The organism is Amycolatopsis sp. NBC_00355 (assembly GCF_036104975.1).
GTDB lineage: Bacteria > Actinomycetota > Actinomycetes > Mycobacteriales > Pseudonocardiaceae > Amycolatopsis.
The window spans coordinates 1,396,852-1,412,189 of sequence record NZ_CP107982.1 but is presented as its reverse complement, the minus strand read 5'-3'; the positions used below and the strand labels follow the sequence as shown (position 1 = coordinate 1,412,189).

10 protein-coding genes are annotated in these 15,338 nt (G+C 71.7%); 6 read left to right on the top strand and 4 right to left on the bottom strand.

Features of this window, described 5'->3' with window-relative positions; all coding sequences use genetic code 11:
• The first annotated feature begins 41 nt into the window (after window positions 1-41).
• Entirely contained in the window at window positions 42-1,088 is a 1,047-nt protein-coding gene (locus tag OHS18_RS05460) for a site-specific integrase (RefSeq protein WP_328616169.1), read from the top strand.
• Window position 1,089: 1 nt separating this feature from the next.
• On the opposite strand, the gene OHS18_RS05455 is transcribed toward OHS18_RS05460, so the two are convergent.
• Entirely contained in the window at window positions 1,090-1,254 is a 165-nt protein-coding gene (locus OHS18_RS05455) for a hypothetical protein (protein ID WP_328616168.1), read from the bottom strand.
• Between the two features lie 25 nt (window positions 1,255-1,279).
• Between OHS18_RS05455 and OHS18_RS05450 the strand changes: the two genes are divergently transcribed.
• A complete protein-coding gene (locus OHS18_RS05450; RefSeq protein ID WP_328616167.1) occupies window positions 1,280-1,789 on the top strand; it encodes a CGNR zinc finger domain-containing protein in 510 nt (169 codons plus the stop codon).
• Here OHS18_RS05450 and OHS18_RS05445 read toward each other — a convergent pair.
• The 3 genes from OHS18_RS05445 to OHS18_RS05435 all read right to left on the bottom strand — a co-directional run bounded on the left by OHS18_RS05445 (window position 1,786) and on the right by OHS18_RS05435 (window position 4,143).
• Window positions 1,786-2,472: an SRPBCC family protein gene (locus tag OHS18_RS05445; RefSeq protein ID WP_328616166.1), complete on the bottom strand. Its 687-nt coding sequence runs from the start codon at window positions 2,470-2,472 to the stop codon at window positions 1,786-1,788. The genes OHS18_RS05450 and OHS18_RS05445 overlap by 4 nt on opposite strands.
• 33 nt (window positions 2,473-2,505) lie before the next feature.
• Window positions 2,506-3,192 (bottom strand): class I SAM-dependent methyltransferase, encoded by a 687-nt coding sequence (locus tag OHS18_RS05440; protein WP_328616165.1) that lies wholly within the window; start codon window positions 3,190-3,192, stop codon window positions 2,506-2,508.
• A 72-nt stretch (window positions 3,193-3,264) separates the two neighbouring features.
• The gene (locus OHS18_RS05435) at window positions 3,265-4,143 is read right to left on the bottom strand and encodes an alpha/beta fold hydrolase (RefSeq protein WP_328616164.1); all 879 of its coding nucleotides are present in this window, start codon (window positions 4,141-4,143) and stop codon (window positions 3,265-3,267) included.
• A 109-nt stretch (window positions 4,144-4,252) separates the two neighbouring features.
• On the opposite strand from OHS18_RS05435, the gene OHS18_RS05430 reads away from it, so the two are divergent.
• From OHS18_RS05430 to OHS18_RS05415, 4 genes are read left to right on the top strand one after another with little or no spacing between them, the layout of a single operon-like run.
• The gene (locus OHS18_RS05430) at window positions 4,253-6,811 is read left to right on the top strand and encodes a hypothetical protein (RefSeq protein ID WP_328616163.1); all 2,559 of its coding nucleotides are present in this window, start codon (window positions 4,253-4,255) and stop codon (window positions 6,809-6,811) included.
• The gene (locus tag OHS18_RS05425; protein WP_328616162.1) at window positions 6,808-11,421 is read left to right on the top strand and encodes a DUF6603 domain-containing protein; all 4,614 of its coding nucleotides are present in this window, start codon (window positions 6,808-6,810) and stop codon (window positions 11,419-11,421) included. The genes OHS18_RS05430 and OHS18_RS05425 overlap by 4 nt, the downstream gene beginning before the upstream one ends.
• Window positions 11,418-13,367, top strand: a complete 1,950-nt coding sequence (locus OHS18_RS05420) for a S8 family serine peptidase (protein WP_328616161.1) — start codon at window positions 11,418-11,420, stop codon at window positions 13,365-13,367. Before OHS18_RS05425 ends, OHS18_RS05420 begins: the two co-directional genes overlap by 4 nt.
• The gene (locus OHS18_RS05415; protein WP_328616160.1) at window positions 13,364-15,310 is read left to right on the top strand and encodes a S8 family serine peptidase; all 1,947 of its coding nucleotides are present in this window, start codon (window positions 13,364-13,366) and stop codon (window positions 15,308-15,310) included. The genes OHS18_RS05420 and OHS18_RS05415 overlap by 4 nt, the downstream gene beginning before the upstream one ends.
• The last annotated feature ends 28 nt before the right edge of the window (window positions 15,311-15,338 follow it).

Here is a 15,338-nt window from a genome sequence, read left to right as displayed (position 1 = left end):
CGTTCCGGTCCGTGGAGATCGACATCCCGTAACCTCGGCGGGTGCCTGGCGACCTGGAACCGGTGATCGACGCGACGCTGGCCGCCGCGAGCCCGGAGGATCGGCTCGCGCTGCTGGACGAGGCCGCCGCGCGGCACGTCGACGGGCAGCGGCCGCCGAACACGCTCAAGGCCTACGCGCAGGACTGGCAGGTGTGGCAGGACTACACCGCCGAGACGGGGATCCCGCCGCTGTCGGCGTCGATCGGCGCGCTGACCGGGTTCGTCGTGTGGCTCGAACGCGGGCGGACGCTGCGCCCGGACGAACGCGCCGTGCCCGAAGTGCCGGAGCGGGCCGCTCCGGCGGCGCCGTCGACGATCGAACGGCGGCTCACCGGCGCGCTCGCCGGGCTGCGGCACCACAAGGTCGTCATCGACACCGAAGCGAGCCGCGCGGCCTGGCGGGCGTTGAAGGGCTACCGGCAGCGGCTCGCGCGCGAAGGTGTCAAACGCGGCCGCGGCAAGGCCACCATGGTGACGCTGCCCGACCTGCGGGCGATGTCGCGGGCCTGCCCCGACACCCTCGCCGGCGCGCGCGACCGGGCCATGCTGCTGATCGGGTTCCCGATCGCCGCGCGCTGCTCGGATCTGGCGAACCTGCTGGTCACCGACGTCGATCCGGTCGACGACCGCGGTCTGTCGATCACCGTGCGGCACGGCAAGAGCACCGGCGACATGGTCGTGCCGCGCCGGGAGAGCCCGGACACCGATCCGGTCCGCGCGTGGCACGCGTGGCGCTCGGGCGCCGGGATCGGCGACGGGCCCGCGTTCCGCCGCGTCGACCGGCACGGCAACGTCGGGGTGCCGGCGCTGAGCACGACCGGCGTCAACCAGATCCTCACCCGGGCGGGCGTCCGCGCCGGGCTGCCGTACCCGGTGACCGGGCACTCCCTGCGGTCCGGCTTCGCCACCGAGGCGCGCCGGGCCGGGGCCGACGACCTCGCGATCGCCGACCAGGGCCGCTGGGTGCGCGGCAGCCGCGCGCTGTACGAGTACATCCGGCGCGTCGACCAGTGGGACGACAACGCGGCGGGCGTGCTCGACCTCTGATTCACCGGGTCAGCTGCCCCTTCGTCGCGCCGACGACTTCGCCGTCGAGGCGCGCGAGCCAGCTGCCGCAGACGCAGCGGACGTACTCGAGCCGGTGGGAAACGGGCTGGGCCGCGGGCAGTTCGGCGAGCGGCCAGCCGCAGCGGGGGCAGCGGTTGGTGTCCATGCCCCGATCGTGCTGTAATGACTTAGTGCACTTCAACCCTTACGGCGGTCCGGCGGCGTCGGTCGCCGCCGACCTGGTCAACGCGGGGTCGGCGGGCGAGCTGGTCGACGCGATGGTCCGCAACGGCATGGTCATCCCGACATTGACCGCCGGCGAGGCCGCGCGCATCGGCGCCTGGGCCGCCCGGCTGCGGCCGGTGTTCGCCGCGACGCCGGCCGAGCGCGTCGACCTGGTCAACGCGCTGCTCGCCGAGTCGGCGTGCCGGCCCTACATCACCAGCCACGACGGCAAACCGCCCCACCTGCACTACTCCGAGGAGGACGCCGGGCCGGTCGGCCGCGTCCGCGCGTACACCTCCGGCGGCCTCGCCCACCTGGTGTGCGAGGCCCCGGACCGGCTCGGCATCTGCGGCCGCGAAGGCTGCGAAACGGCGTACGTGGACACCTCACGCAACGGCCGCCGACGGTTCTGCTCGACGCGCTGCGCGACTCGCGTCCACGTCGCCGACCACCGCGCCCGGCAGCTCACGGCCTAACCGAAGACCTCCGCCAGCCAGGCCGCCCAGTCACGGTCGTCGGCGTCGCCGAAGTAGTGCCGGCCGACGCCGATCGGCCAGCCGAAGGCGTTGCGGCCGTAGAAGCGGTAGAGCGTGTCCGCGGTCCGGACGCCGAGGAAGTTCGGCGTCGCGTAGTCGACGACGCCCTCTTCGCCCAGCACGACGATTCGGTCGCCGACCGCGCCGGGGGCGCCCAGCGCCTTCTTCAGTGTGGTGAAGCCGTCCCGGCTCGCGGACGCCGCCGGCGCCTCGGTCATCGCGTAGACCGCGGGACGGCCGTTGAAATGCGTCAGGTACTCGCCGAGCGAGTGGTAGTAGAACGCGGTGTGCTGGCGGCAGGCGTCGTAGTTGGTGTCCCAGTCCTCGAGGAACACCCCGCGGTGCACGAACTTCAGGTGGGTTCCGTCGCCCCGGGGTTCGAAGGTGTAGTCGAGCTCGTTGAACCAGCCGTCCTTCTCGCAGCGGGTCGCGAAGCGCTCCCCCGGCTCCCACGTGGTGACCTCGCCGCCGTAGAACGTCAGCCCGGACTCCGAACCGCCGACGCGCGGCTCGTACCGGACGGGCCACGACCAGCTCCCGGCGTCGACGGTGATCGCGCGCCAGCAGTCCTCCGGCGTGGCGGGCAGCGTGCCCTCGAACCCGGCTTCGAATTCCTTGGTCATGGTGTCCAGCTCCCTTGTCTCGTCACGAAGACGTCATCCGGGAGCGACCGGATTCGACAACCGGTCCGGAGATTTTTTCGCGCGCCAGGCGAGGACCAGCGGGCTGGGTTCGCCGCCCTCGGCGAACCGCTCGAACGTCAGGCCCGCGTCGAGGACCGCGTGCAGCAGCTCCGGCAGCGGCAGGTGGGCGGCGCCGACCTTGTCGCGCAGGCCTTGGTCGGTCCACGACGCCGTCGTCCAGCCGGCCTCCCGGTAGCCGGGCCGGATCACCACGGCCCGCTCGTCGGAGCGGTCGGCGAACCCGCCGCAGAAGCACGGGTGCACGCCGACGTGCACGAACACCCCGCCGGGCGCCAGGACCCGGGCGGCTTCGCGCAGCACGGCCGGGTAGGCGGGCATGTCGGTGTGCACCATGACCGCCACGACGGCGGGCAGCGATCCGGTGGTGAACGGAAGGGCGCCGGCGTCTCCGCGAGCCGCCGGCAGCCGGTCCGTCGCGTACCGCAGCATGCCCTCGGAGACGTCGACGCCGAGCGGGGTCCGCCCGAGCGACCGGATCAGCTCGGCGTGGACGCCGGTCCCGCAGCCCACCTCCAGGCACGGCCCGGATCCCGGCCCGAGCAGGTCCCGCACGATCGGCCGGATGGCCAGCGGATCTTCGCGCTGCCCGGCGAGGAAGGACGTCTCGTACCACTCGGCGATCGCGTCGTAAGCCGTCATGCCTCCCGTGTACCGCGCGGCTCCGGGGCGGAGCCACGGATTCCGCGACGGGCGGAACTCACCACAGGGAACTCACCACAGGGACCGGACCGCGTCCGCGAACGCCTCGGGAGCCTCCTGCGGCGCGTTGTGCCCCACGCCGGGCAGGACGCGGTGCTCGTACGGGCCGGTGAAGTACTCGCGGTCCTCGGCCGCGCCCGGGCCGCCGATGCCGTCGGCGTCGCCTTCGAGCACGACCGTCGGGACGCCGATGCGCGGTGCGGCGGCGATCAGCTCTTCGAGGCGGTCGTACCGCGGGTCGCCGTCGGCCAGGCCGAAGCGGTGCCGGTAGGAGTGGATCACGACGTCGACGAAGTCCGGGTTGTGCAGGCTCGCCGCGCTGGCACGGAAGGCCTCGGCGGCGCCGGCCCAGGTCGGTGACCACGTGCGCCACAGCAGTTCGCACAGCTCGTCCCGGTTGCGCTCCAGGCCGCGGCGGCCGCGTTCGCCGTGGAAGTAGTACTGGTACCAGTACGTCCGCTCCCACTCCGGCCGCGTGGGCTCGCCGGAGTGGGCGATGAGCTGGACGTTGTAGCCGTCGACCGACACCAGCCCCCGCACGCGATCCGGCCACAGCGCCGCCGCGATGCACGCCGCGCGGCCGCCCCAGTCGTAGCCGGCGACGACGGCGCGGTCGATGTCCAGCGCGTCGAGGAAGTCCAGCAGGTCCTGGGCGAGCGCCGCCTGCTGGCCCGAGCGAAGCGTGTCCGCGGCGAGGAACCGCGTCCCGCCGAAGCCGCGCAGGTACGGGACGAGCACCCGGGCGCCGGCGGCCGCGAGCGAACCCGCGACGTCGTCGTAAGCCCGGACGTCGTAGGGGAAGCCGTGCAGCAGGACCACCGGTGTCCCGTCCGGCTCGCCGGACTGGTCGTAGGCGACGTCGAGCAACGGTGTGGTGACGTGGGAACCCATGCCGGTGATCCTCCCAGCCGGGTCCGCGCCGCCGAAGTCGATCAGTTGTCGACGAGTTGTCGACGGCTGCTGCCACAGTCGGCCCGGCCAGCGAACCCGGGGGGACCGCATGACCATCGTCCGGCTGAAGTGGGCCGACACCGCCGCCACCGACCTGCACCTGATACCCGGCGTCTCGTCGCCGGAGCTCGTCCGGCTGCTGCGCGTCGACGACCTGACCGGGGAGACGCTCACGCCGGACCTGCCCTTGCCGGCGGGGAACACGGTGACGTTCACCCCGCAGCTGACGGTCGCCGACGACCACGGTATCGAGCTGACGGCCGCCGGCGAAGTCACGGTGAAGACACTCGCCCTGCGCGGGCACTCGTTCCTCCTCAACGTCGCGCTGGACCAGGACCCGGCGATCACCAACCGGATCCGGGTCCACGTGCACGAGAAGCTCTCCTCGCTCTGGCTCACCCCGTCGCGCCTGACCGTGCGCCAGGGCGCCGACCAGGCGCGGTTCTCGGTGCTCGGCCTGTTCGACCAGGTCATCGACGGGACCGTGGTCCTCGAAGACGGGGTCATCGGCGACATCACCAACTGGTCGCCGTTCCGGCCGCCGGGCGCGAACGAACTCACCTACGTCCACCTCCCGCACACGACCACCCCCGCGCTCACCTGGTCGGCGACCGGCGGTCCGATCACCGTCGACGCCCGGACCGGCGTCCTCACCGCACCGGTCGAAGCGGGCCCGGACACCAAGGTGACGGCCACGACCGCCGGGCAGCACGCCGACGGCACCGCCGTCTGCGCCCCGTCCTGGTCCACCCACGTGCGGCTGGCGCACCTCGGCGGCCCCGGCGTGCAGCAGGCCGGCACCGTGCCGAACATCCTCTTCCTGCCCGACGGTTTCCAGGACACCGCCGCCGACCAGGCGCTGTACAACCGGCTCGTCGGCATCGTCAAGGACCGGCTGGAGAGCCGGACCGAGACCCGGCCGTTCGCCGCCCTCACCGGCCGCGTCAACTACTGGCGGGGCTGGGTGCCCTCGCCCGACGCGGGGGTCACGGTGCTCGACGAACTCGATCCGAGCCCGGCTCCGGGAGAACTGCCGACGAAGGCGGTGCCCCTGCCCCTGCCGAGCACGGCCCGCCCGGCCGCCGGCTGGTCGCTCGCCGACGTCGTCAACGCCATCGGCCTGCCGAACGCGGCCGACTACCCCACCGGCACCACTGTGGAGACCAAGATCGGCTTCCTGCAGACCGTCTACGGCAACTCCATCACCGCGGACCTGCTCCGGCCGCGGTTCGACCAATGGGTCGGCCTCAACGACCGGCTGCTGCTCAACGAGCGCGACACCGCGTTCCACATGGCGTTCAGCGAGCGGCCGTCGGCCGACGCGATCCTGCTCGGGCACTACATCTCGCCGAATCCCCGGCGGATCTCGGACAACGACCTCACCAAATTCCTGGACGCGCTCCGGGGTCCGAACGACGACATCCTCCCGGCCGGGCTCTGGTCGACCGGCAAGGACCGGAACCGGGTCGTCATGCTCTGCCGGTCCTCCAAGGACGGCGGTCTCGCGAGCCGGCGCAAGGTGAGCGAGACCTCGAACGGGATCACCATCGGGGTGAGCTCGGCCGCCCGCCCGTTCCACCAGGTGCGGCCGAACTCCCGTGGTGACGGCTTCGACCTGAAGCCGGACGACATCCCCACCGACGTCTTCTACTCGGTGTGGCTGACCGTCGCCCACGAACTCGGGCACTCCTTCGGCCTCGGCGACGAGTACGGCAGGCGGACCGACGCGCCGACGCCGCTCAAGATCCGCCAGGTGCGGAGCAACCCCAACGTCCAGGACCGCGGTTCGCTCACCGTGGACGGGACCCCGGAGGGCCTGATCGACGCCGGGAAGATCAAGTGGTCGGACTGGCCGCGGATCGACCGGGCCGGGGTGCTGAAGAACGGGCTGACGGACCCGGTCGGCGGCCGGTTCACCGTCGACCTCGTCGACGCCAAGGCGAGCGGGCTGCAGACCGACGACATCGTCATGTTCCGCCGCCGCCCGCTGGCCACGGCCGGCAAGCCGTCGGACATCTGCAAGATCGTCGGGGTCGACGTGCCCGCCAACCGGGTGTTCGTCGCGCCGCTGCTGGGCGGCACCGTCGTCCCAACGGCGTTCCCGGCCGGGAGCATCCTGCTGGCCTACGTCCGCAAGCCCGACCCCGACTTCGCGCACGACAAGTTCGGCGGTGTCCTGACCCTGGCGGACCCGGTCGTGCTCCAGCGGATCGCCGAGACGCAGAACCCGCTGAACGCGCAGCCGAGGGCCGGCGAAGCCGATCCACCGAACGACGTCGAAGGCCGGCCCTGTGGCAACGTCCGCCTGCCGGTGCCGACCTTCGCGACCAACTTCCCCCACCGCGCGGCGCCGAGGAAACCCGACTTCTCGTACTGGACGATCGGGCTCTACGAGAACGGCAGCGAACACAACTGCGGGATCTACCGCCCGACCGGCACCTGCGTGATGAACCGCCAGTTCTTCGAGGACCCGAAGACGAAGACCGTGAAGCTGGCCGACTTCTGCATCATCTGCCGCTACGCCTTCGTCGACAGCGCCGATCCGACCCTGCACCACGCGGTGGAGGCGGACTTCCGCGAGCGGTACGGGATCCGAGGAGCGAGATGACCGACCCCACCGGCGATCGCGGCACCCTGGGCCTGATCGCCCACCACCTCGTCGAGGCCGTCCGGCCCCTCGAGGACGCGTTCTCGGACGCGGCCGCTTTCACGACGCTGATGCGTCAGCTCGGCTGGCAGGTGCCCGGCCTGCCGCCGTCCTACCCCGCCGTCGCGGCGGCGGTCACCCAGGCCGTCAACGCGCTCGAACTGCTCGCCGACGGCGCCACCGCCGACGAGATCTTCGCCGTCATCGGCAAAGCCGGGGACGTCTACCGGGCGATCTCGGCGCTGACCCAGGCGCCCGCCGGGATCGACCCCGCGGTGTTCCTCCCCGAGCTGGCCCGCCGGCTCTTCGAGTACCTGCTGGGCCGGCAGCTCCTGGCCGAAGCGCCCGACTGGTACGCCGCGCTCGAGGCACTCGGGATCATCGCGCACGAGTTTCAGCCGGCCACCGCCGGCCGCGCCGACCACACGCGGGTCCGCTTCGACTGGGACCTGATCCCCGCGCTCCTGTCCGATCCGTCGCGGGTGCCGGCCGCGGTCTACGGCTGGGGCACGCCGGACCTGGCCTTCGGCAAGCTCGCCGAACTGCTCGCCGGGCTCGTCTCGGGCCTTGGTCTGCCGGTGACGCTCGACCGCCTGTCGGACGACGAAATCGCGCCCCTGCACGCCGGTGCGACCCAGCCACCGGACGAAACCGCCGGCCAGGGCCTGACCCTGATGCTCGGCGAGATCGCCCTGCCCGGCGGGGTGGTGGCGCCACTCGGGCTCCAGCTCACCGGGCTGCCCGCCGACGGTGCCGCGTTGCCCGGCATGATTCTGCTGCCGCAGGTGCCGGACGGCGTCGACGCGGCCGTCCCGCTCGGCGGCGACTGGACGCTCGTCGTGCGCGCCGGCACGGATCTGGGCCGGCAGCTCGCCGTGTTCGCACGGCCCGGGGACGTCGGCGTGCGCTACCCGGGCGCACCCGGCCGGCCGCTGCCGGGTGCCGGGTTCGGGGTGTCGCTCGTGTTCGCCCCGGACACCGCCGTCCGGTTGTTCGGCCAGCCCGGCCAGACCCGCCTGGAACTGACCGGGGCGACGCTCGACGCGGCCGTCGACGTGCGTGGCGGCGAACCGGAGATCGGGTTCCGCGCCGCCGTCGACGGGCTGGCGCTCGTGCTCAGCGCCGCCGGGGCGGACGGATTCCTCGCCACCCTGCTGGGCGACACCGAGCTGCGGGTGGCGATCCCCGCCGAACTCGCCTGGTCGAGCCGTTCGGGGCTGCGGTTCAGCACCCAGGCCGGGCTCGAAGTGACCGTCGACCCGGACCTGGACCTCGGGTTCACGCACGTCGACCGCGTCACCCTGGCCGTGAAAGCCGACGTGGGCGACGGGACGGCCACCTCGCTGGCGGTCCGGGCCCAAGCGTCGTTCTCCGGCACCTTCGGCCCGTTCTCCTACGTCGTCGACGGCTTCGGTGTCGAGCTTCCGGTCGCCTTCACCGAGGGCAACGCCGGCCCGTTCGACGTCGGGCTGCGCGTCACACCGCCGACCGGGGCCGGGCTGGCGGTGGACGCCGGTGTGATCTCCGGTGGCGGCACCCTCTCGTTCCACCCGGAACGCGGGGAGTACTCCGGCTCGCTCGACCTGGAACTGGCGGACTTCGTGGCCGTCAAGGCGATCGGCGTGATCAGCACCCGCCGGCCCGACGGATCCCCGGGGTTCTCCCTGCTGATCGTGCTGACCGCCGAGTTCGGCACCGGACTGCAGCTGGGGGCGGGCTTCACGCTGCTGGCCGTCGGCGGTCTCGTCGGCCTCAACCGCGGGATGAACCTCGCCGCGCTGGTCGAAGGCGTCCGCACCGGCGCGATCGAATCCGTCGCGTTCCCCAAGGACGTCGTCGCCAACGCGCCCCGGATCCTCTCCGACCTCGCCCGGTACTTCCCGCCCGAACAAGGCACCTTCCTCATCGGGCCGATGGCCAAGATCGGCTGGGGCACGCCCACCCTGGTGACCGTCTCGCTCGGCGTGATCATCGAAATCCCGGGCAACATCGCGGTCCTCGGCGTCGTGAAGGCGGCGCTGCCCACCGCCGACAAGCCGCTGCTGGTCGTGCAGGCCCAGTTCGTCGGCGCCCTCGAACTCGACAAGTCCCGGCTGTGGTTCTTCGCGAAACTCTTCGACTCCCGCATCCTGACCATGACCATCGACGGCGGCATGGGCGTGCTCGTGGCGTGGGGTGACAACCCCGACCTCGTCCTCACCGTCGGCGGCTTCCACCCCGCCTACCGGCCACCGCCACTCCCCTTCCCGATCCCCGACCGGCTCACGGTCGACATCCTCAACCGCAACAACCAGCTCATCCGCGTCGCCGGATACTTCGCCGTCACCAGCAACACCGTCCAGTTCGGCGCGAAAGCCGAGCTGCGCCTCGGCTTCAGCGCGTTCCGCGTGGAAGGACACCTCGGGTTCGACGCCCTGTTCCAGCTTTCGCCGTTCCGGTTCGCCATCCACATCGACGCCCACGTAACCCTCAAGGCCTTCGGTGTCGGCGCGTTCGGCATCGACCTCGACTTCCAGCTCGAAGGCCCGGCGCCGTGGCGAGCCCATGGCAAGGGCTCGATCGGGTTCCTGTTCTTCTCGATCTCGGCGAACTTCGACATCACGTGGGGCGAAGACCGCGACACGACCTTGCCGCCCGTCGCCGTGCTTCCGTTGCTGGCCAACGAAATCGGCAAGACCGAAGGCTGGGAGACCCGGCTGCCCTCCGGCGGGAACCGGGCCCTGGTCAACCTCCGGGAGCTGCCCGACACCGGCGAACTCGTCCTGCACCCCCTCGGCACCCTGTTCGTCCGGCAGCGCGCCCTGCCCCTGAACGTGCGGCTCGACCGCGTCGGCGGGCAGAAAGCCTCGGACGGCAAGCGGTTCACCGTCAACCCGGTCGGCGACAGCGGCTTCACCCGGGTTTCGGACACCGGTGACCGCTTCGCCATGGGGCAGTTCCAGACCCTCTCCGACGCCGCCGCCCTGTCCCGGCCGTCCTACGAGACCCAGGACGCCGGGCTCGAACTGACGGGCGCGGCCACCTTGGCCACGGCCCGCGTCGTCCGCCGCAGCGCCCGCTACGAACTGCACGTCATCGACAGCACAGCGACCCGGACGACAGCTCGCGCGACCGCCGTGGCCGTGCCGCAGAAGCGGTTCCACAGCGTCAGCGGACCGGTCTTCGACGAACTCACCCGCGGCAGCAGCACCAGTCGCGCGGCGCTGTCGGCCCGCCAAGCCGCGCAGAAGCAGCCGTTCGCGGCGCAGGACACTGTCCGTGTCACGGAGCAGCGGTTCGTCGTCGCCTATCTCAAGAGCAACCGGCAGGCGTTCCCGCCCGCCGGGCCGGGCCGGGCGTCCCGCGCCGCGGCGGCGACCTTCCGCAGCCGGACCACGGCGGAGGACGCGCTCGCCGACTTCGTGGCCGCGGACCGGGGGCTGGACGGCCTGCTGCACGTGATCCCGGTGGCGGAAGCGGCGGTGGCACCGGGCGTGCCCGGCACGTGGTCCGACGCCGGGCCGCTGCCGGTGCCCGCGGCCGAGTCCGACGCGGTCCGGCTCGCCGACGGCCGCGTGCTGCTCGCCGGCGGCACCCGCCCGGACGGGGCGCCGGTCGCCGGCACCGCGTTGTTCGACCCGACCGCCGACGCGTGGTCGGCCGGACCGCCGCTGACGACCGGACGCCGGCTGCACACCACGACCCGGCTCGCCGACGGCCGGGTGCTCGTGGCCGGCGGCGGCGCGCTCGCCTCGGCCGAGGTCTTCGACCCCGCCGCGGGCGTTTGGACCCTCACCTCCGCGATGAGCACGGCCCGCCACGGCCACACGGCGACCGCGCTGCCCGACGGGCGGCTCCTCGTCACCGGGGGCAGCGGGGTCCGGCCCGGGCAGGAGGACGGCGCGCTCGCGTCGGCCGAGCTGTTCCACCCGGCCACCGGGACCTGGACCGCGGCCACCCCGATGGGCGACGCGCGCAGCGGGCACCAGGCGGTAGTCCTCGACGACGGCCGGGTCCTCGTCATCGGCGGGGCCACCCCCACCGGGAACGGCCGGGAGGAAGCACTGGCCTACTGCGAGCTGTACAACCCGGACAAGAACGAGTGGACCGCCACCGGAACCCTTGCTCAGGCGCGAAAAGGCCATCAGGCAACGGTGCTGCCCACCGGGTGGGTGCTCGTCACCGGCGGCGACCCGGTCGTCGCCGCCGACGGCACCGTCGACCCGCACAGCCTGGCCACCGCCGAACTGTTCGACCCCGCCATGCAGAAGTGGTCCGCCGCGGCGGACCTGCCCGGTGGCGGCCGTACCCGCCACCGGAGCCTGCTCCTGCGCTCGGAACTCGTCCTCGTGCTCGGCGGGACCGGGGCGCCGGAAGCGACGGCGGGCTACCGATCCGTCCTCGCCTACGACCCCGCCGACGGCTCGTGGTCCACAGTGGACGGCCTGGGTACCGGCCGGTCCGGCTTCGCCGTCGCGGAACTGGCCGACGACCGGGTCCTGGTCGCCGGTGGGACCGCGATCAAGGGCGCGGCCGCCGAAAACCCGGAAGCCGGTACGCCGGCCCAGCGCAGTGAGGTGCTCATACCGTGACTCCGCACCAGGATTTCCGCCTGCTGATCGGCCCGGAGCCGTTCGACCCCGTCGACGTCGCCCCCGGCGCGCTCGCGCCGGGCAAGAAGGCGACGATCGTCCAGTTCACGGCCGCGCTGACCGAGCCGGACGTGACCCGCCTGAAGAGCGCGTACGGCCTGGTCCTCGACCGGCTCATCCCGAACCTGGCCTACCTCGAACGCCTCGATGACGCGACCGTCGCCAAGGTGCGGGCCGACTTCCTCGTCCGGACCTGCACCGCGCTGGACCCGGCGCTGAAGCTCGCCCCGTGGATCCCCGCCACCGGCACGCCGCTCGAGCTGATCGTGACCCTGTTCGACGACACGGACCTCGCCGCCGCCCGGACGTCGTTGACCGCGGCCGGCGCCCGGGACGTCCAGGTCCTCGACAACCGCGAGATCGGTGCTCACCCCGTCGCGCAGTGCACGCTCGACGACCGGGCGGCGCTGCCGCTGGTCGCAGCGCTCGACGACGTCGTCTGGGTGGCGCCGGAGCAGGCCACTGTGGACTTCAACGTGGAAGCGGCGCAGACGATTCAGTCCGGCGGGGTCGGCGTGCACGGCGGCACGATCTGGGACCGGGGCCTGCACGGCGAGGGCCAGGTCATCGACATCATCGAGCAGGACGGAACGATCGACCTGAGCCACTGCTTCTTCGCCGACGACCCGGTGAACATCCCCGGCCCGGCCCACCGGAAGGTCCTCAAGCTCACCTCGAAGGCCGGCACCAAGGTGAGCGAGCACTGCATGTTCGTCGCGGGGATCGCGGCGGGCGACAAACTCACCGATCAGGGAGCGCACCCGCACCGGGGTGGGGCGTGGGCGGCCAAGATCGTCTTCCGCACCCGGGACACCCTCCTCGTGAACATGCTCGACGACGGGATGAAAGCGGGAGCCACGATTCACAACACCAGCTGGGGAGTCGAAAACCAACCACTCTACGACGATACCGCGCGGGACGCGGACGACTTCAGCTTCCGCAACGAAGACCACGTGGTCGTCGGCGCCGGCGCCGACTTCCCTGCGAATGACAACACGCCGCCCGGCATCGCCAAGAACGTGCTCTGCGTCGCGGCGACCGACGCCTTCCCCCTCGAGCGGCACCTGACCGAAGGGGTTCCCGGACCGACACCCCCCGACCGGCGCCGCAAGCCCGACATCATGGCCGTGGGGGCCGGGATCAGCTCGGCGCTGCCGAACTCCTCGCCGACCCCGGGCCCCTACTGCGAGACCGGTCCGCCGAAGGTGACCCAGGCGGCCGCCACGAGCTGGGCGGCCCCGAACGTCGCGGCCGCGGCCGCGCTCGTGCGCCAGTACTTCACCGAGGGGTTTTACCCCCGCGGTGAGAGGCTGGGCAACCGGCCGTTCTTCCCGACCGGTGCGCTGATCCGGGCCGTGCTGCTCAACTCGACCGTCGACGTGACCGCCTCCGATCTCCCCAGCGTCAGTGTCAAGGGCTACCCGACGAACGCCGAGGGCTGGGGACTCATCCGGCTCGATCGGACCCTCTTCTTCCCCGGCAGTCCTCGCAAGTTGTTCGTGAATGACATGCGGCACATCGCCGGCCTGACGCTCGCACAGGTGCAGTCCCGGCACGTGTTCGTCAACAGCTTCGTCGAACAACTCAAGATCACGCTGGTGTGGACGGACCGGCCGCCCGCACAGCAGTCCTACCAGCACCCGTCGTGGAACGTGCTCCGGCTGGAAGTGGAGGACTCCCAGGGAACCAGGTACTTCGGCAACGACATCGACGTGCCGACGGGCCTGTCGAAGCCGAACGGGGCCGGTCCGCTGGACCTGGTCAACAACGTCCAGATGGTCATCGTCGACGAGCCACCCGTCGGCAGTTGGAAGATCAGCGTCCGCGGCTCCGCTGTCTTCGGCACCCAAGGCTACGCACTCGTGGTGTCAGGAGCTCTGACATGACCGACTTCCGCGTGTGGATCGGCCCGGAGCCGTTCGATCCCGCCGAGGTACCGGCGGCCACCGAAGCATTGGCACCGGCCAAGAAGGCGATGATCGTGCAGTTCCGGGCGTCCCTGAACGAGCCCGACGTCGCCCGGGTGAAGGCCGCGTACGGGGTGCGCCTGGACCGGTTCGTCCCGAACTTCTCGTTCCTCGAACGGCTCGACGACGAGACCGCCGCGAGGGTGCGCGCCGACTTCCTGGTGCGCACGTGCATCCCGCTCGATCCGGCGTTGAAGCTCGCCTCCTGGATCCCCTCCGGCACCACCCCGCTCGACCTGATCGCGACCCTGTTCGACGACGCGGACCCCGCCGCCGTCACGGCCGCGCTCGGCGCGCTCGGCGCACGCGACGTCGTGCTCACCGACAACCGGTCCTTCGGGGGCAGCCAGTACGCCGACTTCACCCTCGACGACCGGGCGAAGCTGCCGCTGGTCGCCGCCATCGACGACGTGGTCCTGGTCGAGCCGGTGCCGGAGCGGGCGGTCACCGACCTCCCCGCGGCCCAGGTCTTCCAGTCGGGCGTCGCCGGCCTGAACGCCACCCCGATCTGGGATCACGACCTGCACGGCGAGGGCCAGATCCTCGGGCTCATCGACGAGGGGCACCTCGACCTGAACCACTGCTTCTTCAACGACGCCAAGGAAGCCAAGGCCGGCGAAGACCACCGCAAGGTGCTCGCCATGTTCGACCAGAACGACGTCGGGACCTCGCCGCACTTCATGTTCGTCGCCGGGATAGCGGCCGGCGACTCCCTCGACAAGAACGGCAAGGGCGGCGTCCACGAGCACCGAGGTGGCGCCTGGGCGGCCAAGATCGCCTGCCACAGCTTGAACGACATGTTAGGTGCGGTGGCAGTCAAGTTCCTGGTCATCCTCGGCAGGCTCAAGGACGCGGGTGCGTTCATCCACACCAACAGCTGGGCCGGCGGCATCCCGGCGTACAACGTCGACGCCGTCAACGCGGACACGTTCAGCTTCGAGAACGAGGACCACGTGGTGATCGCCGCCGCGGCGAACACGAACAACCACGTCACCGGCAACGGCGCGCCCGGGATCGCGAAGAACGTGCTGTGCGTGGCCGCTTCCCAGGGCCCGCCCGACCAGATGAGCTTCGGCAGCGGGAAACCCGGGCCGACCACCGACGGGCGCCGCAAACCCGATCTCATGGCGGTGGGCAACGGCATCCAGTCCGCGTCCTTGAAGCAGAACTCGACCGCCCTGTACTGCGACGCCGGCCCCTATTTCAAGAGCCCGGAGCTGGCGGCCACGAGCTGGGCGACCCCCAACGTGGCGGCCGCGGCCACTCTCGTGCGCCAGTACTTCACCGAGGGGTGGTACCCCGGTGGTGAGAAGCGGGGTGACCACCACCTGGTCCCGACCGGCGCCCTGATCAGGGCCGTGCTGCTCAACTCGACCACCAACATGACCGGCATCCCGGGCTACCCGTCCGACGTCGAGGGCTGGGGGCAGATCCAGCTCGACCGCACCCTCGTCTTCAAGGACGGCCGCGCTCGCCGGCTGCTGGTGAACGACGTGCGGCACGCCGCCGGGCTGTCGCTGGGGACGAAGGTCACGCGACGCTTCTTCGTCGGCAACGACCACGAACAGCTCAAGATCACGCTCGTGTGGACGGATCCGCCCGCGGCCGAGTCCTCGACCCAGCCCTCGCGGAACGTCCTCAAGCTGACGGCCCAGGACGCGCTGGGCGTCAGCTACCTGGGAAACGACTTCGACACCGTGGCCGGTGTGTCCCGCGAAGGCGGGACCGGCACCCAGGACCGGCTCAACAACGTCCAGATGATCGTCGTCGACAAGCCGTTCACCGGCCCTTGGACCATCACCGTCAGCGGCACCGTCGTCTTCGGCACACAGGGTTACGCCCTGGTCGTCACGGGCGCATGACATGAACGACTCCAGCACCGAGCCCGTC

Bases quoted from the DNA above. Each gene is read 5' to 3' on its own strand.
- OHS18_RS05455 (WP_328616168.1), bottom strand. From the start codon at position 1,254: ATGGACACCAACCGCTGCCCCCGCTGCGGCTGGCCGCTCGCCGAACTG.
- OHS18_RS05445 (WP_328616166.1), bottom strand. From the start codon at position 2,472: ATGACCAAGGAATTCGAAGCCGGGTTCGAGGGCACGCTGCCCGCCACG.
- OHS18_RS05440 (WP_328616165.1), bottom strand. From the start codon at position 3,192: ATGACGGCTTACGACGCGATCGCCGAGTGGTACGAGACGTCCTTCCTC.
- OHS18_RS05435 (WP_328616164.1), bottom strand. From the start codon at position 4,143: ATGGGTTCCCACGTCACCACACCGTTGCTCGACGTCGCCTACGACCAG.
- OHS18_RS05430 (WP_328616163.1), top strand. From the start codon at position 4,253: ATGACCATCGTCCGGCTGAAGTGGGCCGACACCGCCGCCACCGACCTG.
- OHS18_RS05425 (WP_328616162.1), top strand. From the start codon at position 6,808: ATGACCGACCCCACCGGCGATCGCGGCACCCTGGGCCTGATCGCCCAC.
- OHS18_RS05415 (WP_328616160.1), top strand. From the start codon at position 13,364: ATGACCGACTTCCGCGTGTGGATCGGCCCGGAGCCGTTCGATCCCGCC.